This is a genomic window from Paraburkholderia sacchari (assembly GCF_000785435.2).
GTDB classification, from domain to species: domain Bacteria; phylum Pseudomonadota; class Gammaproteobacteria; order Burkholderiales; family Burkholderiaceae; genus Paraburkholderia; species Paraburkholderia sacchari.
Genome location: NZ_JTDB02000001.1, coordinates 1,186,886 through 1,210,458 on the forward strand (window position 1 = coordinate 1,186,886; position 23,573 = coordinate 1,210,458).

The 23,573-nt window shown below is 65.3% G+C and carries 15 protein-coding genes; 7 read left to right on the top strand and 8 right to left on the bottom strand.

Annotated elements, in window-relative coordinates; all coding sequences use genetic code 11:
• Positions 1-27: 27 nt before the first annotated feature.
• The 3 genes from NH14_RS05290 to NH14_RS05300 form a co-directional block, all read right to left on the bottom strand.
• The gene (locus NH14_RS05290) at positions 28-3,459 is read right to left on the bottom strand and encodes a hybrid sensor histidine kinase/response regulator (protein ID WP_035520972.1); all 3,432 of its coding nucleotides are present in this window, start codon (positions 3,457-3,459) and stop codon (positions 28-30) included.
• Positions 3,459-4,121: a response regulator gene (locus NH14_RS05295; RefSeq protein WP_035521716.1), complete on the bottom strand. Its 663-nt coding sequence runs from the start codon at positions 4,119-4,121 to the stop codon at positions 3,459-3,461. The genes NH14_RS05290 and NH14_RS05295 overlap by 1 nt, the downstream gene beginning before the upstream one ends.
• A 213-nt stretch (positions 4,122-4,334) precedes the next feature.
• Entirely contained in the window at positions 4,335-4,817 is a 483-nt protein-coding gene (locus NH14_RS05300) for a hypothetical protein (RefSeq protein ID WP_035520970.1), read from the bottom strand.
• Positions 4,818-5,182: 365 nt separating this feature from the next.
• Here NH14_RS05300 and NH14_RS05305 point away from each other — a divergent pair, with 365 nt between their 5' ends.
• From NH14_RS05305 to NH14_RS05320, 4 genes are all read left to right on the top strand, one after another.
• On the top strand, positions 5,183-5,773 hold the full coding sequence (locus NH14_RS05305; RefSeq protein ID WP_035520968.1) for a BPSL1445 family SYLF domain-containing lipoprotein: 591 nt from the start codon (positions 5,183-5,185) through the stop codon (positions 5,771-5,773).
• Between the two features lie 116 nt (positions 5,774-5,889).
• Positions 5,890-8,064, top strand: coding sequence for a thiamine pyrophosphate-dependent enzyme (locus NH14_RS05310; protein WP_035520965.1), 2,175 nt, complete (start codon positions 5,890-5,892; stop codon positions 8,062-8,064).
• A gap of 15 nt (positions 8,065-8,079) precedes the next feature.
• Positions 8,080-9,600, top strand: coding sequence for an indolepyruvate oxidoreductase subunit beta family protein (locus NH14_RS05315; RefSeq protein ID WP_035520963.1), 1,521 nt, complete (start codon positions 8,080-8,082; stop codon positions 9,598-9,600).
• A gap of 31 nt (positions 9,601-9,631) precedes the next feature.
• On the top strand, positions 9,632-10,084 hold the full coding sequence (locus NH14_RS05320; protein WP_035521714.1) for an acyl-CoA thioesterase: 453 nt from the start codon (positions 9,632-9,634) through the stop codon (positions 10,082-10,084).
• A 19-nt stretch (positions 10,085-10,103) separates the two neighbouring features.
• Here the strand turns inward: NH14_RS05320 and NH14_RS05325 are convergent, their stop codons facing one another.
• Entirely contained in the window at positions 10,104-10,553 is a 450-nt protein-coding gene (locus NH14_RS05325) for a MarR family winged helix-turn-helix transcriptional regulator (protein ID WP_035520961.1), read from the bottom strand.
• 200 nt (positions 10,554-10,753) lie between these two features.
• Between NH14_RS05325 and NH14_RS05330 the strand changes: the two genes are divergently transcribed.
• On the top strand, positions 10,754-11,533 hold the full coding sequence (locus tag NH14_RS05330; RefSeq protein ID WP_035520959.1) for a cyclase family protein: 780 nt from the start codon (positions 10,754-10,756) through the stop codon (positions 11,531-11,533).
• Positions 11,534-11,659: 126 nt separating this feature from the next.
• Here NH14_RS05330 and surE read toward each other — a convergent pair whose 3' ends face one another.
• Positions 11,660-12,448, bottom strand: a complete 789-nt coding sequence (gene surE / locus NH14_RS05335) for a 5'/3'-nucleotidase SurE (protein WP_035520957.1) — start codon at positions 12,446-12,448, stop codon at positions 11,660-11,662.
• Between the two features lie 155 nt (positions 12,449-12,603).
• Here surE and ydiK point away from each other — a divergent pair, with 155 nt between their 5' ends.
• Positions 12,604-13,668 (top strand): AI-2E family transporter YdiK, encoded by a 1,065-nt coding sequence (gene ydiK, locus NH14_RS05340; protein WP_035520955.1) that lies wholly within the window; start codon positions 12,604-12,606, stop codon positions 13,666-13,668.
• A 61-nt stretch (positions 13,669-13,729) separates the two neighbouring features.
• On the opposite strand, the gene NH14_RS05345 is transcribed toward ydiK, so the two are convergent.
• Genes NH14_RS05345 through NH14_RS05355 form a run of 3 tightly spaced genes read right to left on the bottom strand, consistent with a single transcriptional unit; the run spans position 13,730 to position 17,264 of the window.
• Positions 13,730-14,899: a DUF2827 domain-containing protein gene (locus tag NH14_RS05345; RefSeq protein WP_035520953.1), complete on the bottom strand. Its 1,170-nt coding sequence runs from the start codon at positions 14,897-14,899 to the stop codon at positions 13,730-13,732.
• A complete protein-coding gene (locus NH14_RS05350) occupies positions 14,896-16,110 on the bottom strand; it encodes a DUF2827 domain-containing protein (protein WP_084224935.1) in 1,215 nt (404 codons plus the stop codon). Before NH14_RS05350 ends, NH14_RS05345 begins: the two co-directional genes overlap by 4 nt.
• Entirely contained in the window at positions 16,107-17,264 is a 1,158-nt protein-coding gene (locus tag NH14_RS05355; RefSeq protein WP_035520951.1) for a DUF2827 domain-containing protein, read from the bottom strand. Before NH14_RS05355 ends, NH14_RS05350 begins: the two co-directional genes overlap by 4 nt.
• A gap of 474 nt (positions 17,265-17,738) precedes the next feature.
• On the opposite strand from NH14_RS05355, the gene NH14_RS05360 reads away from it, so the two are divergent.
• Positions 17,739-23,399: an ESPR-type extended signal peptide-containing protein gene (locus NH14_RS05360; protein ID WP_168727130.1), complete on the top strand. Its 5,661-nt coding sequence runs from the start codon at positions 17,739-17,741 to the stop codon at positions 23,397-23,399.
• Positions 23,400-23,573 lie beyond the last annotated feature (174 nt).

The following is a 23,573-nucleotide window of genomic DNA, read 5'->3' on the forward strand; positions in this document are numbered from 1 at the left end:
CGCAGCTTCATGCAGCTTCATGCGGATTCACGCTGAATCGCGCATCGCGGCCTGCTCGCGCAGCACCTCCAGTTCGGCCACCACCTCCGCCGAGAAAGCGCCCACTTCATCGGTCCACTGGCCGGCTTCGCGCATTGTCGCGCGCAACTCGAGGCAGGCTTCGTTGAGCATCGACGGTCCCAGCACGGCAAGGCCGCCCGAGACGCGATGGGCCCAGTCGCGCAGGCCCTGGAAATCGTGCGTGGCCGCAAGCCGCGCATAGTCGGCGATATCGTGATCGGCCTGCTCGACAAAGAGCTGCGCGAGCGCGGGCGACAAGGCGGGAAAGCGCGGCAAGTCGGCGTCATCGCCAGTTTCGGCATTCATGCCGCTCATGCCGCTCATGTCGCTCATGGTGCTTGCGGTGCTTGCGGTGCTTGCGGTGTTTTCGTTGCTGTTCCGGGGCTGGACGGGGGCGGGCCGAGCAGTGGCGTCATGCGCCGGGGCCGGCAGATGCTCGGCCACGTCCGCGAGCACGCGCGCGAGCGCCGCGAGCGGCACCGGCTTGCTCAGATAGTCGGTGAAGCCGGACAGGCGGCCTTGTGCGATCTGTTCGGGCAGCGCGTTGCCGCTCACCGCGTAGATGGGCAGTGCCGCGTGCTTCGCGCGCGCGGCCTGCAGCAACTGATAGCCGTTCATCTTCGGCATGTTGAGATCGGTGAGCATGACATCGACGTGCACGTCCTCGAGCCGCGCGAGCGCTTCTTCGCCGTCTTTCGCTTCGGTCACGTTCGCCCCAAGCGTGCGCAACTGATCGCGCAGGAGGCTGCGGTTGAGCAGGTTGTCTTCGGCGATCAGCACGTTCAGCCGCCGGAATTCGCTGTTTTGTGGCGCTTGTGAAGGAGCGGCCGCAGCAGTCCCCGCCGCGGACGCCGCCTGAGTGCCCCCATGCCCCGCCGCGCCGGGCTTCGCGCGCAGCATTTGCGTGGCGGTGCGAATGCCCGCGAGACTGTACAGGCTCACTTCCACGCCGCCGTCTTCGCGGGCAAGCGGCACGAGCGGCCCGTCCTGGCTCAGCCATATCACGTTGGCCGTGCTGCCCCACAGGCGTTGCACATCGTCGGCCGAATACTCGCTCGTCACCAGCAGGTAGTCCCATGCGCCTTCGCGCGGCGGCGGCTCGTTCGTGCTCAGCCAGGTGGGCGCGCTGACCTTGGGGTCGAAGAGATTCGTGAGCCATTCGTGATTCTCGGGCGCACGGCACAGCATGGCCGGATGCACTTCGGGCAAGGTCCATTCCTCACCCGCTGTAGTCTCGCCATTCACGCGCAGCGGCAACGTGACGATGACGCGCGTGCCCACGCCGAGCGTGCTTTCCACTTCGCAGCGCCCGCGCATGAGTTTCGCGAGGCGTCCGCAGATCGACAGGCCGAGACCGGTGCCGCGCGCCTCGGTGAGCCGGTGCTCGTCGCCTTGCGTGAACGGCTGGAACAGGCGTGCCTTGAGGGAGTCGGGCATGCCCACGCCCGAGTCGGCCACGCTGATTTCGAGCGCGCCGCCGCGCCAGTTCGCGCGCAGCACGACCTTGCCCGAATGCGTGAACTTGAACGCATTGCTCAAGAGGTTATTGACGATCTGCGCGAGCCGCACGGAGTCGAAATAGAGCCGCGCGGGAATCGCGCGGTCCACCACGAGATAGAACGGCAGCTGCGCCCGGGAGGCGAGCGGCGCATGGGCGAGCGCGATGCGCACGAGCAGCGCGGCAATCGATTCGGGTTCCTCAGTAAGCGTCATCGCGCCGACGTCGATCTTCGAGAAATCGAGCACGTCGCTCACGATCTGCAGCAGCTCGGAGGAGGACACCTGCATGGCCTGCACGCGCGCTTGCTGCTCGGGCGCGAGCGGCCCGCGCGCCACCAGTTCGATATTGCCGACGAGCGACGAGAGCGGCGTGCGGATTTCGTGGCTCATCGCCGCGAAGAAGCTCACCTTGCTGCGCGCGGCATCATCGCTCGTGCGCTTTGCTTCGCGCAGCAGGCGCTCGGCCTCGTGGTGCTTCGACATGTCGGCGAAGGCGCAGAGCATGACGTCCTCGCGGTTCATGGAGGCGGGCGCGTAGGTGATCTCGAGATGCACGCTGTCGCCGCCGTCGCGCACGAGCGAGAACGGCAGGACGTAGATGGGCGTGTCGCCGGGCGTCGACGGCGCATACGGCATGTGCTTCTCGAACTCGACGCACAGCGCGGCGGGCAGCCGGGTGGCGTGGTCGTCGAGACCGAGCACGTTGCGCACGATCTGGTTCGCGATCACGATTTCGAAGTCGCGCTGGCGCACGATGCACAAGCCGACCGGCGTGGCATGCACGAGGAGGTGGTTGAGCAGCTCGCCTTCGAGCGCGCGCGTGGCTTCGCCGTAGGTGCGTTCGAGCACGTGACGGTTCCAGTAGCGCGAGAGCGCCACCAGCAGCGCGACCAGCGCCGCCGTCATCAGCAGGATGATCGCGAGCGGTACGCGAATCAGCGCGAACACGGCGTCCCAGGGCAGCGCGAGCGTGTAATGGCCGAACTGGTGTTCGAGCGGCTGCTCGCGCAGCGCCCATCCGAAGCGCGGCAGCAGATGAAAACGCTCGACCGGCAAGGTCGAGACAATGCGATCGACATACTGCGCGACGGGCGCGGACAGCGTGCTGGCCAGCATCGTGCCGTCGCTGTCGAACAGGGCCGGCGCGATGTCCGATGCGTTCTGGGTCTGCGATAGATCGGCCAGGTCGACGCTCGTGATGACGAGCGCATAAGGCTTGCCGTCCTTGACAACCGTCGCCGCGCCCATCACTAGCCGCGGAGAAAAGCCCAGCCCGGGAGGCGGGCGAAACCAGATGACATCGCGCCAGCGGCCCGCGCCCAGCGGGTCGATGCCGCGCGCATTCATGCGCAGGAGCACGGTTTCCGCGAGCAGGCGCGCGTGATCGGCACCTGCATGCAATGGTTCGCCGCTTACGCTGCCCGGCTCAGAGGTGAGTTGATATCCCCACGCGGCACTGCCGTCGAGCAGCACGAAGAGCATGGGCGAGTCCGATTCGACGTACGAAGCCATTTGTGCCGTTTGATCGCAAAACGACTGCAGCGAGGGCGACTCCGTCAGGCCCGGGAAGGCCGGCGCGCAGCGGCGCGGCGCGGGGGTGCGCTGCTGCGTGAACATGCCCGCCTCGTTCAGCGTCATCAGCAGGCGCGCGCTCTGCAGGAAGCTATAGCGGCGACCGAGCAGTTCGTTCGTTTGCGCCGTGACCGAGCGCATTTTCGCGGCCTGGTTCGAGAGCGCGCCCGCGCCGATGCTGAGTGCCGTCACCAACGCCGCTATCAGCCCCGCAAAGGCGAGCAGCCCGATCAGCATTGCGAAGACGCGCCGCTCGCGCTTCAGATTGCGCTCGAGGGCGTTGAGCGCGTCGAGAGGCGAAGCCACCGAGCCGATGCGCCGTTCCATTATGCGAATCCGTTTTCGCTCGCGTAGCGGATCAGATCGGCATTCGATTCGAGGTGGAGCTTGCGCATGGCCGCGCGCTTCTGGGTGGCGACGGTCGTGACCGAGCGGCTCAGGCGTTTGGAGATTTCAGTGACGCTCAGGCCGAGCGCGAACAGCCGCACGACTTCGAGTTCGCGCGGCGAGAGCGGGTTGGTGCGGCGGAATTCATCGGCGGTCGAGCCTTCCGTGGCAAGCCGCTCGGCAATGCGCGCGGAGAGCGTCGTGCCCGGCTCGACGAGCGCGCGCTGGCAGACCTGCGCAAGCGTCGGAATCGGTTCGTCCTTGCCGACGAGGCCGGCCACGCCCAGTTCGGCGAGTTCGTGCAGAATGCCGCCGTTGGTGAGCATCGTGAACACCACGAGGGGAATATCCGGATAGAGCCGGCGCAAGCGGCTGATGAGACGCAGCCCGTCTTCGTCCTCGATCTCGCCCTGCATCGAAAAGTCCGTAACGATGAGATCGCAAGGGGTGTTGCGCAATGTATCGAGAAGCTCGGCGCCTGACCCGGCGGTCGCCACGACCTTGTGTCCGGGTAACTGGTCCAGGTAGTCGGTTACGGCGGTGAGCACGACAGGGTGATCGTCGGCCACCACGATCCGCAGTTTTTGTGTCGCGTTCGTCATGAGCGTGAGCTTGTTGCCTGGATTCGCAGTGTGGAGGAGGCACATCGCGGCAGAGCCATGGACTCCGCGGCGATGCATCATGCCTATCTCATTATATGTCAGTGGTTTATCCGAAATATTGTAGGGTGTCTCTGGATTTTGCGTCGGAACATGGCCTCTCAGCGTGTCTGAATGATGCAGGACTGTGCGTAGCGGACAGGGCGCGAGACAGGATCAGCGCCTGGCTTGCGGGTGCTCGCCGCCGATGTCATGCGCATCGCCGCTGACGCTATTGGCGACCTGGCAGCGCGAGTGGAAGCAGGCGACCGAAAAGCGGGCGTCGCCGCCCGACGAGGTGGAGCACGCCTGGCTGCACGAGCGCGTGGGCATTTGCGCGAACTGCAGGGGCACGGGGCGCAAGCGCGACTGCCTCGCAGGCGCGGATTCCTCGTGGCGAGCCACCAGAATGCGCTCAGGCTTCGCGTTGGCGAGCCAGAACACGATGGCGCCCGCCGCCATCGCCCAACTGAGCGCGCCGCACGCCGCCATCAGCCAGAAGGTCGCGGTGGGCTCGTGCCAGAGCAGAAACAGCATGGCGAAGAAGCCCACGTAGAAGAACGGCAGAAGATAGATCCCGATGTCGCTCGCCCATTCGCAAGCGCGCAGGATCCACGATGCAACGGACCAGGTCCGGCGAAGGGTGGGAGGTGGGAACATGGCGGTGCCTGATTCAAGATGGCTCGGAGCCGGGTGGTGCGTCGATCGCGTTATGTCTCGACTGTATCGATCCGTGCTGACAGAGAAAATCGGACGATTTCGAGAAATGGGATGACGGCGCTGAAGGGGGGCCGAGGGCCGACAGGCAGGGATGTTGCGTTGCGCCATTACAGGCCGGCGGGTAGCGGCGCCGTGATCTTTCGATAGGAGGGCGCGAACTCGATGCGCGGCGCATTGTCCTATAGCGCCAAGGGCGGCGGGCTGCCTCGATCTGCCTCAAGCGGCCTCGCATGCTGTTTGGTGGCGCTTCGCGCAGCATCTGCGCGCGCGCTTTTTCGTAGAACCCTTCAGACAGGAATACCTCAATGCGCCGACGTCAATTTCTTCTCAGCTCCAGCGCCGCGCTTGCCGCAAGTGGTCTCGCTCTCGCCGGCTGCACGACAACCCCGCTGGGTTCGGGAGACAGCGCCAGCCAGAACGCGGCGCGCCGCAATTCCATCGATGCGAGCGTGGACGCCACGCTCGCGCGCCTCTACAGCACCGTGACCGGGTCGCGCGAACTGCTGGCGAAGGCGAGCGGCGTGCTCGTGTTCCCAAGCGTGATTTCAGCGGGGTTCTGGTTCGGCGCGCAATACGGCACCGGCGCGCTGCGCGTGAACGGGCGCACCGACGGCTACTACAGCACGCTGGGAGGCTCGTTCGGCCTGCAGATCGGCGCGCAATCCAAGGCCATCGTGTTCGCGTTCATGAACCAGGGCGCGCTCAACGATTTCGTCAACAGCCAGGGCTGGTCGGCGGGCGCCGACGCCACGGTTGCGCTCGTCACCGTGGGGGCGAACGGCAATGTCGACACCTCGACGGCGACCAGTCCGGTCGAGGCATTCGTGCTGACCAACGCCGGCTTGATGGCCGGCGTCTCGCTCGAAGGCGTGAAGGTCTCGCGGCTGGTGATCTGAGGGCCGCCTTCCCGGGTTATCCATGATTTTGGAAATATTTAGATCTAAATTATACTGCCCCAGCACGCGGCGCGAATGCGCGCGGCGGCAAAGGGCGATCATGGAAGGGGGCGGGTATGGCGGAGCGGTCGTTTGTCGAGGAAGTGAAGAAGCTGCGCCTCGGCGCGGGTGAGGTGTTCAGCGGCGAAGGCATTCTCGCCGTGACGAAGGCATTGCTCGAATCGGGCGTGGCCTATGTGGCGGGCTACCAGGGCGCGCCGATCTCGCACCTGATGGACGTGCTCGCGGACGCACAGGACATCCTCGGCGATCACGGCATCCGCTTCGAGAACAGCGCGAGCGAGGCCACCGCCGCCGCGTCGCTGGCCGCTTCCGTCAACTATCCGCTGCGCGGCGCGGTGACCTTCAAGGCCACGGTGGGCACCAACGTCGCGTCCGACGCGCTCGCGAATCTCGCTTCGGGCGGCGTGACGGGCGGGGCGCTCATCATCGTCGGCGAAGACTACGGCGAGGGCTCCTCGATCATGCAGGAGCGCAGCCATGCATTCGCGATGAAGTCGCAAATCTGGCTGCTCGATCCGCGTCCCAATCTGCCCTCGATCGTGCAGGCGGTGAAGGACGGCTTCGACCTTTCGGAGGCGAGCCACACGCCCGTCATGCTGCAATTGCGCATTCGCGCGTGCCACGTGCACGGCCAGTTCGTGGCGTCCGATAACCGCCGCTCCGCTTTCACCATCAAGGACGCGCTCGAGCACCCGGTCCGCGATGTCGAGCGCATCGTGCTGCCGCCCGCGAGCTTTCTGCACGAGCGCGAGAAGATTCACGAGCGCTGGCCGGCCGCCGTCCAATTCATCGAAGCGCGCGGGCTCAATGAATTTTTCTCGGCCGACACGCGCGATATCGGCATCGCGGTGCAGGGCGGCAGCTACAACACGGTGCTGCGCGCGCTCGAACGGCTGGGGCTCGCCGATGTCTATGGCGAATCGGCGATTCCGCTTTATGTGATGAACGTGGCGTATCCGCTCATCGATTCGGAGTGGGAACGATTCTGCGCGGACAAGCGCGCCGTTCTCGTGATCGAGGAAGGGCAGCCGAACTTCGTCGAGCAGAACGCGAGCACGATCCTGCGCCAGCGCGGCGTGAGCGCCGCGCTACACGGCAAGGACATGTTGCCGCTCGCCGGCGAATACAACACGGCCACGGTCATGAAGGGGCTGCGCGCGTTCTTCGAGCGCTATGGCGTGCTAGAGCCGCAAGCGGCGCCGCGCAAGGTGATTCCGGTGAAGGCAGTGCCTGTCGAAGAAGCCATGCCTGCTGGAGAAACCGTGCCCGCGCTCGATGCCAGCGTGCACGCGCGCCCGCCCGGCTTTTGCACGGGCTGCCCCGAACGCCCGATCTTCACGGCGATGAAGCTCGTCGAGCGCGAACTGGGCCCGCACCACGTGAGCGCCGACATCGGCTGTCACCTGTTCTCGATCCTGCCGCCGTTCAACCTGGGCGCGACCACCATGGGCTATGGCCTTGGCAGCGCGAGCGCATCGGCGCTCAATGCGAGCGCGGACAAGCGCGCCATTTCGGTAATGGGCGACGGCGGCTTCTGGCACAACGGCCTCACGAGCGGCATTGCCAACGCGGTCTTCAACAAGAGCGACAACCTCACGATCGTCGTCGACAACAGCTATACGTCGGCCACGGGCGGCCAGGACATTCTTTCGTCGACGGCGCTCAACCCCACGCGCAGCACCGGCCACGAAATCGAGCAGGCGGTGCGCGGCGTGGGCGTGAAATGGGTCAAGGCCGTGCGCCGCACCTACGACCTCAAGACGATGATGGCGACGCTGAGGGAAGCGCTCACCACGGGCGAGAAAGGGCCCAAGGTGCTGATCGCGCAGAGCGAATGCATGCTGAACAAGCAGCGCCGCGAGAAGCCGAAGCAGCGCAAGGCGATTGCCGCCGGCGAGCGCGTGGTGCGCGAGCGCTTTGGCGTCGATTCGGACACCTGCACGGGCGACCATTCGTGCATTCGCCTCTCGGGATGCCCGTCGCTTTCGATCAAGCCCAACCCCGATCCGCTGCGCACCGATCCGGTGGCAAGCGTGCTCGACAGTTGCGTGGGTTGCGGCCTATGCGGCGAGGTTTCACACGCGGCCGTGCTGTGCCCGTCGTTCTACCGCGCACAGATCATCAGCAATCCTTCGAAAATGGACAAGCTGCGCCAGCGTCTGCGCAACGCCGTGATCGGCTGGCTGCAGCGCCGCGAAGCGCGCCGCCGCGCGCGTTATGCGTTCTGAGCGCAGGGAGAGATCATGACTCAAGCACAACCGATCAAGATCGCGATTCTCGCCATGGGCGGCGAGGGCGGCGGCGTGCTGGCCGACTGGATCGTCGACCTGGGCGAGCACAACGGCTATTACGCGCAGACCACCTCGGTGCCGGGCGTCGCGCAGCGCACCGGCGCGACCATCTATTACGTCGAGCTGTTCGCGCGCGACGAGACCGAAGCGCGCGCACCCATTCTGGCGCTGATGCCGCTGCCCGGCGACGTCGACGTCGTGCTTGCTTCCGAGTTGATGGAGGCGGGCCGCGCGGTGCAGCGCGGGCTCGTGACGCCGGAGCGCACGACGCTCGTGGCATCGACGCACCGCGTGTATTCGATCGCCGAGAAAACCGCCATGGGCGATGGTCGCGTGGACGACCGCGCGCTGATCGCTCACGCGGGCCAGGCCGCGAAGCGCTTCGTGCGCTTCGACATGGCGCAAGCGGCCGAAGCGAGCGGCAGCGTGATCAGCGCGGTGCTGTTCGGCGCGCTCGCGGGCACCGGCGTGCTGCCGTTCAGCCGCCGCCAGTTCGAGGAAACCATCGAGCGCGGCGGCGTGGGCGTGAAACCCAGCCTGCGCGCGTTCGATCTGGGCCATGCACGCGCGGGCGCGGACGAAGCTGCGGACGGCGCGAAGGACGAAGCGCGGAACCAGCCACAAGACAAAGCGCAGCAACGCGCGCCAGCCCCGCGCGACCCGGCAGTGGCCCGCTTGCTCGAGCGCGTGCGCACGGAGTTGCCGGTCGAGGTCCAGTCGTTCGCCGTCGAGGGCGTGCGCAGGCTGATCGATTATCAGGACCCCGACTACGCGGCGCTCTATCTGGACCGGCTCGCGAAGCTGCGCGGCAAGGTTGCCGATGCGCCCGAGATCTTGCTGCGCGAGACGGCGCGCCATCTCGCGCTGTGGATGTCGTACGAGGACACGATCCGCGTGGCCGACCTCAAGACGCGCGCCTCGCGTTTCGAGCGCGTGCGCGGCGAGGTGCGCGCGCAAGCGGACCAACTGCTCGCAATCAACGAGTTCATGCATCCGCGCATCGAGGAAATCTGCGAGACCTTGCCCGCCGGAATCGGCCGCTGGCTCGCGAGGCCCCACGCCGTGCATCGGCTCGTCGAGCGCCATACGAAAGCGGGGCGCGTGATCAAGACAAGCTCGCTGCGCGGCTACCTGATGCTCCATGCGGTCGCGCGCCTGCGCGGCATGCGCCGCCGCACGCTGCGCTACGAACTGGAGACCGCGCGCATCGAGGCCTGGCTGCAGCAAATCGTGCAGTCGGCGCAGCACAATCCGGCGCTGGCCGTCGAGGTCGCGCAATGCCAGCGTCTCGTGAAGGGCTACAGCGACACCCATGCGCGCGGGCTCGCGAACTACCAGACGCTGATGGGCGCGGTCGTGCATGCGGGCGCGCGACTGGCGCCCGCGACCTTGCGCGAGCTTCGCGACGCGGCGCTGGCCGACGAGCATGGCCACAAACTGCGCGCCGCGCTTGCGCGGCACGCGCTGGCATAATCGCGGCGTTATCCGGGAAACCTTGATTGCGATGAAAACCAGCGCGCCCACTTTCAGCCAGCGGCACAAGATTCACTTTTCCGAATGCGATCCGGCCGGCATCGTGTTCTATCCGCAGTACTTCGTGCTGTTCAACGACCTCGTCGAATCGTGGATCGACACACTGCTGCCCGAGGGCTATCACGGCGTGATCGGCGCGCGACGCGTGGGCCTGCCCACGGTGCATCTGGAAGTCGATTTCAAGGCGGTCAGCAAGATGGGCGACGAGGTGTGGCTCTCGCTCGACGTCGAGCGTATCGGCCATGCGTCGCTGACGCTCGCGTGGGCCTGCACGGGAACCGACGGCGTCGTGCGCATGAGCGCGCGGCAGACCATCGTGACGACCTCGCTCGACACGCACAAGGCCATGCCGATTCCCGACGATTTGCGCGAGGCGATTGGGCGCGCGGCGCCCGCAGCCGAGGTGCGGGCGCGCGAACACTGAAGCGGGTGGAGCCAGGCGTTCAGGCCGGCGGGCGATGCAGTTCGATCAGCAGGCGCAGCGTGGCCTTCAGTTCCTCGGCCTTTTGCGCGCCGAGCGGCGCGAGCACCTGATCTTCGTGCCGCCTCGCCTGCACGATCAGTTCGGAAACCAGCTTCTGCCCTTGCGGCGTGATGCGCACGAACGTGACGCGCCGGTCCGTTTCGCTGGGGATGCGCTTGACATAGCCTTGCGCCTCCATACGGTCGAGCAGGCGCGTCACGGTCGGCTGTTTCGTAACGGAAATCTGCGCGAGGCGGCCGATGCTCATGGCTTTCCCATCGGAAAGCGTGGACAGCACGCGCCAATCGGAGATCTCGAAGCCGGCCGCCTGCACGATCACGTGAAATTCGCCGGAGATCAGCTGGCTGACCTGGGCGAGCAGCGCCGGCGTGTAGCTGTCGACAAAGCTGTTGGGAGAAGACGGGTTCATACGGGAAATTGACGGGCTGCGGAGCGTGGACGACCTCCGCCGGAACGCAAACATACCACGAGCCCCGCACCCGTCCCCTTGTTTCCTAAAGGGGAAAAGGGGTTAACCATGATTTTGAATTGATTTAGGTCTAAAGATAATTTTGGCGTGCATGGCGATGGCCCGGCACACCCGCAGTTGAACGAGCAGAGGAGCCCAACATGACGAGCAGTCTGGAGCAACTGACCACTGATCTGGCGAGCGGCCGTGTGCGCGTGGTCGATCTCACGCAAACGCTTTCGCCCGATTTTCCGGCCTTGCAACTGCCGCCGCAATTCGGCCAGGTGTGGGCGTTCAAGATGGAGAAGATCAGCCAATACGATGAGCGCGGGCCTGGCTGGTACTGGAATAATTTCTCGTGCGGCGAGCATACCGGCACGCACTTTGATGCGCCGGTGCACTGGATTTCCGGCAAGGACCACGCACAAAACGCCGTGGACACCATCGACGTGAAAAATTTCATCGCGCCGGCCGTGGTGCTGGACGCGAGCGCCGAAGTGGCCGCCAATCCCGACTGGCTGCTAACGGTGGACTTTCTGCAGGGGTGGGAGGCGCGCCACGGCCGCATTCCCGCGGGCGCGTGGGTCCTGCTGCGCTCGGACTGGTCGAAGCGCACGGATCCGGCCGAGTTTCTGAACCTGCGCGAAGACGGCGCGCACACGCCGGGGCCAACCCAGGAAGCGGTCGAGTGGCTGATTCACGAGCGCGAGGTTCACGGCTTCGGCGTCGAGACCATCAATACCGACGCGGGGCAGGCCTACGCCTGGCCCGTGCCGTATCCGTGTCACACGCTCATGCACGGTTCGAACCGCTATGGCCTGCAGTGCCTGCGCAATCTCGACCAGCTGCCGCCCACGGGCGCGGTGATCGTCTCGGCGCCGCTGAAGATCCAGGCCGGCTCGGGCAGCCCCTTGCGCGTGCTCGCGCTGGTGCAGGACTGAGCTGAATCGCCGCCGCAGCAGCGGCCCAGCGGCTGACTGAGCGCCCCCAGACCTGCCGCTTCGCGTCAGCCCCCCCGAGGGGGCTCGAGAAAACTTGGGGCGGCCCGGCGTTTTCTCGAGCGTGGTTCAGCGGCCCGCGCCCAGCGCATGCGCGAGCACCGCGAAAGTGCGCTCGTCGGTGCGCTCGAAATTGAGCGGCGTGACCGAAATGCGCCCCGAGCTGATCACGGCCGTTTCCGAATCCGGGCCGTTCTCGCGCGGGCCGCGCGTGAAGCGCAGCCAGTGATATTCGATCCCCCGCGGATCGATTTGCGGAACCACGTCGATGCCCTGCACGAGCCCGACGCCTTGGCGCGTGACGGTGAGCGGTCCCGCCGCGCTCGCGTCCACATCGGGGAAATTCACGTTCAGGCACACCGGCACCTCGTGCGAAATCGCCGCGAGGCGCCGGATCACGTCCGGCGCGAGCGCGCGGGCGGTGTCCCAGCGCACATGCTCGCGGTCGCGGAAGGTCTGGCTCAGCGCGATCGACGGCAGGCCGAGCAGCAGACCCGTCATGGCCGCGCCCACCGTGCCCGAAAACATCGTTTCCACGCCGAGATTGGCGCCGCGGTTGATGCCCGAGAGCACGAGCGCGGGCGTCACGTCGCCCATCAGATGGCGCACCGCCATCACCACGCAGTCGCCGGGCGTGCCGAGCACGCCAAAGCGGCGCTCGCCGCGCCGGCTCACGCGCAGCGGCGAGTGCAGGCTGATCGAATGGGACGTGCCGCTCTGGTCGTGCTCGGGCGCGACCACCCACACTTCGTGCGCGAGTTCGGCGGCGACGCCTTCGAGCACGGCGAGGCCGGGCGCGTCGATGCCGTCGTCGTTGGTGAGGAGCACGCAGGGCAGTTTCGAGTCGGTGGAGGACATGGCAGGTCTCGTTGTAGGTGGACGGCTATTATCGGCCGATTCAGGGGAGCAAGAGGCGGATGGCGCGCTATTTCGCGCCGGATCATGGGCCATCCGGGATAGACTAGCGGCTCGTTAATTTGCCGAATGCGGCCTGCCTGCCGCGAGGAGACCCCGTGAAGTCGCAAGACCTGCCAGATATTGCTCGCGTACTGTTTGTCGTCGCGATTCTCTGCGCGTTGACGGTCGGCTCCCTGTACGTCATGCGCCCGTTCATTCCGGGGCTGATCTGGGCGACCACCATCGTGGTCGCGACATGGCCCGCGATGCTCGCCGTCGAGCGGCGCGTGGGCAAGCGGCGCTGGCTCGCGACGCTCATCATGCTGCTGATCCTGCTATTCGTGATTGTCCTGCCGCTCTATGAAGCGATCTCGACGCTTGCGGTGCACGCCAGCGAGATCATGGATCTGATCCGCAAGCTGCCCGAGTACACTTTGCCGCCGCCGCCGGGCTGGATTCACGATATACCCGTGCTGGGCTCGCGCGCGGCCAAGGAATGGCAGACGCTCTCGGACGCGGGCCCGGGCGGCTTGCTCGCGCAGCTCCAGCCCTATGTGACGATCGCGGCGCACTGGCTGATCGGTCACGCGGCATCGGTGGGCGTGTTCGTGATGCACATGCTCGTCACGATCGTCATCACGGGCATCCTGTACTCGCAGGGCGAGCAGGCGGCGGCCTTCATCACGCGCTTCGCGGCGCGCATCTCGCCCACCCAGGGCCCTCAGGCCGTGAAGCTCGCGGGGGCTTCGATTCGCGCGGTCGCGCTCGGCATCGTCGTCACGGCGGTGCTGCAGTCCGCGCTGGGCGGCATTGGCCTCGCGGTCGCCGGCGTGCCGGGCGCGGGCGTGCTCACCGCCCTGATGCTGCTGCTGTGCCTCGCGCAAATCGGCCCGGGCCTGCCGCTGATCGGCGGCATTGTCTGGCTGTTCATGAACGGCTCGCACGTGGTGGCGATTCTGTTCACGGTCTGGGCGGTGATGGTCGTCATGCTCGACAACGTGGTGCGCCCGGCGCTGATCCGGCGCGGCGTGAACCTTTCGATGCTGCTGATCCTCTCCGGCGTGCTGGGCGGGATGTTCGCGTTCGGCATCGTCGGCCTCTTTATCGGGCCGGTGATTCTCGCGGTGTCGTCGGCATTGCTGACGGCCTGGATGAGCAAGACGCCAGCCGCGTCCGCCTGAAATCGCGCTTCAACGTTCTCCCATCCTCTCAATTCCTTCAATCGCGGCCGCCTGCCAGCCTTCACCGCAGCGGCCGCGCCATCAACTCATCGAGCAGTGCCTGATACGTTTTCACGACCCGCTCGTTGAACGGCAGGAAACGCGCGATTTCCCGGCGCTGCTGCATGCGCCAGCCGGCGGTGTCGCGCCCGCGCGCGTCGATGGCCTCGATCAGTTTCCGTGCGCCGTCATGGGCGTCGTTGGCCTCGTAGTAGTAGCCGAGCTCGCGGCATAGCGTGGCGTTGTGCACGAGCGGGTAGCCTTGCCAGCACACTTCCAGATAGAAATAATTCAGCGGGTTTTCCAGCTGGTGCGAAACCACCACGTCGGTGTTCTGCGCGAGGAAGGTCGGCGTGTCGTAGCGGCCGAGAAACAGCGCCTTGTGCTCGCGCACGATATCGAGCTGGTTCATCAGCGCGATGAAATCGCGGTTCTCCTGCGCGAGCTTCAGCGCATTGGTCACCTGCAGCAACTCGATAGCCTCGGGGCGCTCGCGGTAGGCCAGTTCCGCGATTAGCGCGGGGTAGAGGCAGAATTTCACGACGTTGATGTTGGGCTCCATCACCGTGAGCCTGGCCGGCGCGCGGCCTTCGTCGCGCGGCGCGTACACGCCGCCGCCGGGCAGCGCGCGGGTGCGCTCTTCGAGAAACACCGGACTCCAGACGAACGGCACGACGCGCCCCGTCGTGCGGCGCAGGACTTCGAGGTAGGACTGGCTGTTGCCGGCCACTTGCGGAATGATCCAGATGTCGTCGTAGCGCTGGTTGACGAACAGATTGCCGTTCCACATGGGCTTGTTGAAGAGCATCCCCTCGGTGGCGTGGATGTACTCGAAGCCGCAGCAGTAGGACACCAGCCGCACGCCGCGCGACTTCAGCCACGCGGTGCGTTCGCCGTCGAGCTGGCCGCCCAGTTCGATCACGAGATCCAGTTCGTCCTTCGCCTCGTCGAATGCGCGTGTGGGCCAGCGTTCGAGACTCCACGGCAGTTCGCGCGTCACCGGCACGGCGGTCGTGTTCACGAGCGTGACGCTCGCGACGCCGGGGCAGTGCCGCAGCGTGTCGGCGAGAAACACTGCGTTCTGCTTGATGCCGTTGTTCCAGAGCGTTTCGTTGGGCTGATGCAGCCCGATCGTGATGCCGATTCTGAGGTTTTTGGCTTGGTTATTGCTGTTGTGCGTGGCGGTGCTCATGCTGCTTCCTTTTCGAACAGCGCGGCAATGGCGGCGCCGTAGGCGTGGACGTTGGCGGCATACTCGGGGTGCAGCGTCGCCAGGAACGCTTGCGCATCGCGCCGGTACGAATCGAGGTTGTTGTCGTGCGTGGCGACGGCGTGCAACAAGGCTTGCCCGCCTTCTTCGCAGTCAAAATCGTGATAGCGATAACCGCAATTGCCGATCAGGTGCGAGTTGTGCACGAGCGGATAGCCGCCGTGCAATGCTTCGTAGTACAGGTAATTCTGCGGGTTCTCCCATTGATGCGTGACGACCACATCCACGTCCCGCGCCATGACCTGATAGAACGGATAGCGTCCTTCGAACGACGTCAGCCCGTGACGCACGATGTCGAGACTATTGGCGAAACTGCGAAAACCCGCGTGCTCCTTGGACTTGAACGTGTTGTAGGCCCATACGTGTTCGAGCGCATCGGGATTCGCGCGGTGCGCGCTCTCGCAGCACAGCATCGGAATCTGGCTGGTCTTGACCATGCAGATATTCGGCTCGAAGATGCCCGCGCGCCAGCGGCGGCGGCCCGGCTCGTAGCCGAAATGCTGGCCTTCGGGCAGCGCGGCAGCCGCTTTCTCGAGTACGAGCGGGGTCCACAGGTGAGGCATGATGCGCACCGGCGCGCGCATGGCGCTGCGGTAGTACGGCATGCAGGTGGTCTCGTACTCGGCGAGGGTCCAGATCTCGTCGTAGTGCGCGCCGCTGATGAGCAGCGCGTGCGGCAGATTGAAGATCATGCGCTCGATGTCGATCACATAATCGTTGCCCACGCGCATCGACACGACCTTGCCGCCACGATCGCGAAAGTTGGCAATCCACGCGCGGTCGAGCTGTGCGCTCATTTCGATCATCAAGTCGAGCCGCGTGGCCGCGTCGGCCATGTCGATGATCGGCGCGGGCGCGTCCTTGATGAAGCGGCGCGCATCGTCGAGATCGCCGTCGCCGCCGCCGATCACGAGATAGACCTCGGCCACCGAGGAAATCTTGCGCAGCAGCATCACGAGAAACAGGCAGTTCTGGAAGATGCCGTTTTCCCACAGCGACTGCTCGCCCTTGCGCACGAAGAGCGACACGCCGACCTTGAGGCCGCGTGGCGTGGACGCGGCGCGGCGGCGCTGCGAGGATGCCGGCTGAATCGTATTCTGAGCAGGCGACTGGGCGGTTGCGGGCGTGTTCATACGGACCTCCGGAGCGGGGCGTGCTCAACGAGCGCTTGCAGGCGCTGCGCATAGCCACGCAGATTTTCTTCGTTATACGGATCAACTGCGTCGAGCACGGCGCGCGTACGTGTGCGGTACGCGGCAAGCCCGGCGTCGTGCGTGCGCGCGGCGGCAATCAGTTGCTGGCCGCCTTCGTGAGCGTCGAAGCCCGGATAGTAGTAGCCCGCGCCGAAGCCGGCGAGCCACGGCGAGTTGTGAATGAGCGGGTAGTCGCCGTACAGCACGTCGAGATAGCTGTAGTTCTGGTCGTTGTCCCATTGATGCGCGACCACGGCATCCGTGTGCTGGCTCATGAAGCCCGCGATATCGTGGCGGCCATGAAAGGTGGCGCGATGCTCGCGCACGAGATCGAGCGAGTTGGCCAAGTGCAGCATCGTCAGGTGATCTTTCATGTGCAGCGTGTTGAGCGCATGCAGCGCGGCGACGCTTGCGCGGTCGGCGCGATAGGCCTCGTCGCAGGCCAGCATTGGAATGCTCGAGCATTTCACCACGGAGATATTCGGCTCGAAGATCGCCACGCGCAGCGCGCCGCCGGCGGCTTCGCGAGCGCTGCGGCTGCGCTGCGTGTCGTAGCCGTACTCGAGGTTGTGCTGGGCCAGCTCGGCGATGCGCGCCTGCAGGAAGCCCGCATGCCAGACGTACGGCACCACGTGCACGGGGCAGCGGTGCAGCGTGCGCATCATCGGCACGTGCAGGCGGTCCTTTGAGACCACCCAGATTTCGTCGCAGCGGTCGGGGCGCGAAGTGTGCACGGGCTTGTTGAACACCACCGGCTCCACGAGCCCCACGTACGGTTGCCCGCAGCAGTAATAGACCACCTTGCGGCCACGCGCACGCATCAGATCGAGCCAGGCGTTGTCGAGCGCACCGGCCATCTCGATGACCACGTCGACGGCGTCGGTGGCTTCTTGCTGGGTGAGGATGGTCAACCCCGGTGCGATGGCGTCGACCGGTTGCGGCAAGCTCCGTTCGCTGCCGACATCGATGAGGACGACCGACTCCACGAACGGTAGCCGCTGGAAAGCTTGTGTAATGAAGATGACGTTTTGGCCGAGCCCGTTCTGCCAGATGCTCTGGCCCTCGTGACTGAGCACCGAAATGCCGATTCTCATGATGTGTTTTCCGTGTATTGGCGCGGGGGATGAAATTGCAGGGACGCGCTATGAGAGGCAGTTTGCGCCGGTGCTGGAAGTGTCGATATCGGAATAATTCGAATATCTCGAATTTAAATCGCGAAGGGGTGCGGTTGATTTTTAGATGGCCAACCGTGCCGTAAAAATTCGAAAGTGAGGGGAGTGGCTTATTTGCGTCAATTACTAGATTGGCGATTTATAAAAATTTAAAAGTTTGGTGGGTAAAGTGCTAAAAAACCGCACTTTTCAGCCTTGCAGTGGGCTGTGCGGCTAGGACAAATTCGATAGAGGGGGTGCGTCCAGGGGTATTAGAAGGATTTCTATAGAGCGGGTCAGTGCCGGATGGAATGCTTGCAATATCGATTTCCGAACCAAAAGCGGAAACGTCTGGCCGGTTAAAAAAACCGAATTCAAGGAGCCGGAGAAGGCTCAAGAGACTGACCCGAGGGTGTCATGAACAAGGCATATCGCTGTGTATGGAATGAGGCGCTGGGCGCCTGGGTTGCTGTATCCGAGCTGACTTCTGCACGAGGGAAACGGAGCAAGCCGAAGGTCAGCCGGGTGCTGACGGCGCTCTGCGTAGCGGCTAGCATGGCCGTTTCGGTGCCCGCGCTTGCGGCTCACGTAGTCGCCAATGGCAGCAATCAGGCGGTCGACGGCGCGGCCACCTATACGTATTACGGGAACACCATTTCGGCTTCGTTCAACGGTGTCGCGCTCGTTGGCGCAATCGACTGCGGCATGCTGAGTCCCGCCGGGGCGAACAGCGTATCCAGCATGATCTATGGTACTGGAGCAAGCTACACGGGCGGTCTGTACGGCTTCGGCACACAGACCACCCAGCTTTCGTACGGCGCAATCTCCAACAAGGGTCCGGGACAGTCCGGCGGCATCAACACGTGGACGGGTGCACAGACCCTAGGTAACGTTGCGGTTTCCAGCGGGTCGGCGCAAACGGGCACCAATGCGAACACGCTTGCAACCGGCAATGGCTCGTTCGCGACTGGTTGCGGTGCACAAGCCACGGGCGTTGGCACGAGCGCCATCGGGTGGGGCGCCAAGGCCTCGGGTAGCGGCTCGAATGCGATCGGCATCAACTCCACCGCATCGGGCCAAGGCTCCTATGCATTCGGTACCTATGCAACCGCCAGCGCGACGGATGCGATCGCCATTGGCACACAAGCTGCAGCGGGCGCCACGTCGGCCATCGCCATGGGCCCGCAGGCGTCGGTTGCAGACACGGCGACGTCCGGCATCGCGCTCGGCCGCTCGGCCACGGTGAGTGGCGCTTACGGCATCGCCCAGGGCGACAGTTCTGTAGCGGGAGCGACGGGGCAGAACGTGGCGATCGGCTCGGCCGCCACGAATGCGAATAGCACGACCGCCGCGGGCGGCGCGGTGGCCATCGGCCGTGCGCAAAGCGCGACAGGCGACGGCGCGGTAGCGCTCGGCAGCGCCAATCAGGCGGTGGGCAACGGCGCGGTCGCGCTCGGTCTGACGACGACCGCCAACGGTGTCGGCGCGGTTGCACTCGGTAGCGCCACGACGGCCGGCGCAACGAATGCCGTGGCAATCGGCGCGAACGCGAACGCCGCCTATGCGGACAGCGTGGCGATCGGCGCCAACAGCACGACCGGCGCGGCCGCCCCGACGGGCGCCGCCTATGCCACCGGCTCGGCCGCGCCCGCGGCCGAAGTCTCGGTCGGCAACTCAACCGAACTGCGTCGCGTGACCAACGTCGCGGACGGTGCCGCGCCGCACGATGCGGTGACGGTCGCCCAGTTGAGCACGAGCGACTCGAGCCTTTCGACGAGCGTCAGCTCGCTCTCGACCTCGGCTTCGACGGGTATCAGCTCGCTCTCGACCGGCCTCTCGACGACCAATAGCAATCTCAGCAGCCTCTCCACCTCGGCATCGACGGGCCTGAGCTCGCTTTCGACTGGCCTCTCGACCACCGATAGCCACGTCACGAGCCTCTCCACGTCGACCTCGACGAGCGCGAGCTCGCTGTCGACCGCGATCGGCAATCTCTCGACCTCGGCATCGACGGGCCTGAGCTCGCTCTCGACGGGTCTGTCGACCACCGACAGCAAACTCACGAGCCTCTCCACCTCGACCTCGACCGGCACGAGCTCGCTGTCGACGGCAATCGACAATCTCTCGACTTCGGCATCGACTGGCCTGAGTTCGCTGTCGACCGTGACGTCCACGGGTCTGTCCTCGCTCTCGACCGGCCTCTCGACCACCAACAGCAACGTGGCCAGCCTTTCGTCGTCGACTTCGACGAGCGCCAGCTCGCTCTCGACCAGCATCGACACGCTGTCGACCTCGGCATCGACCGGCCTCAGCTCGTTGTCGACCACGACGTCCACGGGTCTGACCTCGCTCTCGACCGGTCTCTCGACCACCAACAGCAACGTGGCCAGCCTCTCCTCGTCGACTTCGACGAGCGCCAGCTCGCTGTCGACCAGCATCGATACGCTGTCGACTTCGGCATCGACGGGTCTCAGCTCGTTGTCGACCACGACGTCCACGGGTCTGACCTCGCTGTCGACCGGTCTCTCGACCACCAACAGCAACGTGGCCAGCCTCTCGTCGTCGACTTCGACGAGCGCCAGCTCGCTGTCGACCAGCATCGATACGCTGTCGACTTCGGCATCGACGGGGCTCAGCTCGTTGTCGACCACGACGTCCACGGGTCTGACCTCGCTGTCGACCGGTCTCTCGACCACCAACAGCAACGTGGCGAGCCTTTCGTCGTCGACCTCGACGAGCGCCAGCTCGCTGTCGACCAGCATCGACACGCTGTCGACCTCGGCATCGACGGGTCTCAGCTCGTTGTCGACCACGACGTCCACGGGTCTGACCTCGCTCTCGACGGGTCTTTCGACCACCAACAGCAACGTGGCGAGCCTTTCGTCGTCGACCTCGACGAGCGCCAGCTCGCTGTCGACCAGCATCGACACGCTGTCGACCTCGGCATCGACGGGTCTCAGCTCGTTGTCGACCACGACGTCCACGGGTCTGTCCTCGCTCTCGACGGGTCTGTCGACCACCAACAGTAACCTCACGAGCCTCTCCACCTCGACCTCGACCGGCACGAGCTCGCTGTCGACGGCGATCGACAATCTCTCGACTTCGGCTTCGACCGGCCTCAGCTCACTGTCGACCGTGACCTCCACCGGTCTGACCTCGCTCTCGACCGGTCTCTCGACCACCAACAGCAACGTGGCCAGCCTCTCGTCGTCGACTTCGACGAGCGCCAGCTCGCTCTCGACCAGCATCGATACGCTGTCGACTTCGGCTTCGACGGGCCTGAGCTCGCTGTCGACCGTGACCTCCACGGGTCTGTCCTCGCTGTCGACCGGTCTGTCGACCACCGATAGCAACCTGTCCAGCCTCTCCACAGGTGTCGACACGCTGTCGACCTCGGCTTCGACGGGCATCAGCTCGCTGTCGACGGGTCTCTCGACAACCAATAGCAACTTGGCCAGCCTCTCAACCGGTGTCGATTCGCTGTCCACGTCGACTTCGACGAGCGCCAGCTCGCTTTCGACGAGCCTCGACACACTGTCGACGTCCACCTCGACGGGCCTGAGCTCGCTCTCGACCGGCATCGACACACTGTCGACTTCGGCATCGACGGGCCTCAGCTCGCTGTCGACGGTGACTTCCACGGGGCTGTCGTCGCTCTCGACGGGCATCTCGACCACCAATAGCAACCTGGCCAGCCTCTCCACCGGCGTCGACACGCTGTCGACTTCGACCTCGACGGGCCTGAGCTCGCTTTCGACTGGTATCGACACGCTTTCGACTTCCGCTTCGACGGGCCTCAGCTCGCTGTCGACCGTGACCTCCACGGGTCTCTCGTCGCTCTCGACCGGTCTGTCGACCACCGATAGCAACCTGACCAGCCTCTCCACGGGCGTCGATTCGCTGTCGACTTCGGCTTCGACGAGCGCCAGCTCGCTCTCGACCAGCATCGACACGCTTTCGACTTCCGCTTCGACGGGTCTAAGCTCGCTGTCGACCGTGACTTCCACGGGTCTGTCCTCGCTGTCGACCGGTCTGTCGACCACCGATAGCAACCTGGCCAGCCTCTCGACGGGTGTCGACTCGCTGTCGACTTCGGCATCTACGGGCCTTAGCTCGCTCTCGACCGTGACCTCCACGGGTCTGTCCTCGCTGTCGACCGGCCTTTCGACCACCGACAGCAACCTGTCGAGCCTCTCGACGGGCGTCGACTCGCTGTCCACGTCGGCTTCCACGAGCGCCGCGTCGCTCTCGACCAGCGTCGACTCGCTGTCGACCTCGGCTTCGACGGGCCTCAGCTCGCTCTCGACCGTGACCTCCACGGGTCTCTCGTCGCTGTCGACCGGTCTCGATACGACCAACAGCATGCTCGACTCGCTCTCGACTTCGACGTCCACGGGCTACCTGGATCTGTCGACGGGTCTCTCGTCGCTGTCCACGCTGACTTCGACCAGCGTGAGCTCTCTGTCCACGGGCGTGGTGTCGCTCTCGACCGGCATGGTTTCGCTGTCGACCGTCGTGATCTCGCTGTCGACCTCGACCTCTACGAGCGTGGCCTCGCTGTCGACGGGCATCGACACGACGAACACGAACCTGAACTCGCTGTCGACGTCGACCTCGTCTAGCGTAGCCTCGCTCTCGACCGGCATAGACACGACCAACAGCAGCCTGCATTCGCTGTCGACGTCCACGTCGTCCAGCGTCGCCTCGCTCTCGACCGGCGTCCAGTCGCTGTCGTCGTCCACGTCGTCGAGCGTTGCCTCGCTCTCGACCGGCATTGACACGACCAACAGCAACCTGCATTCGCTGTCGACGTCGACCTCGTCGAGCGTTGCCTCGCTCTCGACCGGCATCGACACGACCAACAGCAACCTGAATTCGCTGTCGACGTCCACGTCGTCGAGCGTGGCCTCGCTCTCGACCGGCATCGACACGACCAACAGCAACCTGCATTCGCTGTCGACGTCGACCTCGTCGAGCGTTGCCTCGCTCTCGACCGGCATCGATACGACGAACGCCAACCTGAACTCGTTGTCGACGGCTACGTCGGCTGGCTTCAACTCGCTGTCGACCAGCATCGACACGACCAATAGCAGCCTGCAGAGCCTCTCGACGGCGGCTTCGAGCAGCTCCGGCGGCGTCAGCTCGCTGTCGTCGACGGTGAGCGATCTGTCGACCTCGACTTCGACGGGCATGTCCTCGCTGTCGACCGGCCTCTCGACGGTCAGCTCGCAGGTCAGCTCGCTGTCCACCACGATTGCGCCGGTGGTCCAGATGGTCGACGCGGCGAACGCCTCGGGCAACGCCTTCATGGGCACGCTGGCCGGCGGCATGAACAACGACGGCACGGTGCAGACGCGTGGCGCGACGGGCGGTGCGATCCAGAACGCCAGCGTGCAGAACTGCTCGTCGGTGAACGGTGTGGACGCAACGGGTTCGGGTCTGTGCGTGACCGCCAACGGCGAAGGCGCAACGGCTTACGGTTCGAGCGCCAACGCCACCGGCGACAACTCGACGGCCATGGGCTACCGTGCCACGACGGCAAACGCGAACACCGTGGCAGTCGGCGCGGGCTCGATCGCCGCGGGCCATAACGGCACGGCGGTGGGCGTGAACTCGCGTGCCTCGGGTGCGGGTTCGGTTGCAGTGGGCTATGGCGCCTCCGCTCCGGGCAACAACTCGGTGGCCATCGGCCAGGGCTCGGTCGCTGACCAGGACAACACCGTCTCGTTCGGTGCGCAGGGCACGGAGCGACGCCTCACCAACATCGCGGCGGGCGTGGCGCCGACCGATGCAGCAACGGTCTCGCAGCTCGGCAGCGTGCAGAGCAACGTGAACAACGTGGCGCGCACGGCCTACGCCGGCACGGCGCTCGCCATGGCCATGAGCGGCACGTATCTGCCGTCGCTCAACGCCGGCGAGAAGACGGTGGGCGTGGGCTTCGGTTCGTACCAGGGCTACAGCGCGGTTGCGGTGAACTTCAAGGGCTTGTCGGGCAATGGCCGCTGGGGCTATGGCGCCGGCGTCTCGACGACGGGCCACGATGTGGGCGTGAACGCGGGGGTGGGCTGGAAGTGGTAAGCCAGCAGCGGTAGAGGTAGCAGTGCGGTAATCCACGGGCGGCCGGCAACGGTCGCCCGTTTTTTATTTCCACGGTTCCATCGCGCGGCTGGAAACGATTCCATCCGGCCATTCAATCCCGACCTTATTGTTCGCATGCGGCAGTGCAGCAACGTTCATGTATGCTGTCGGCTC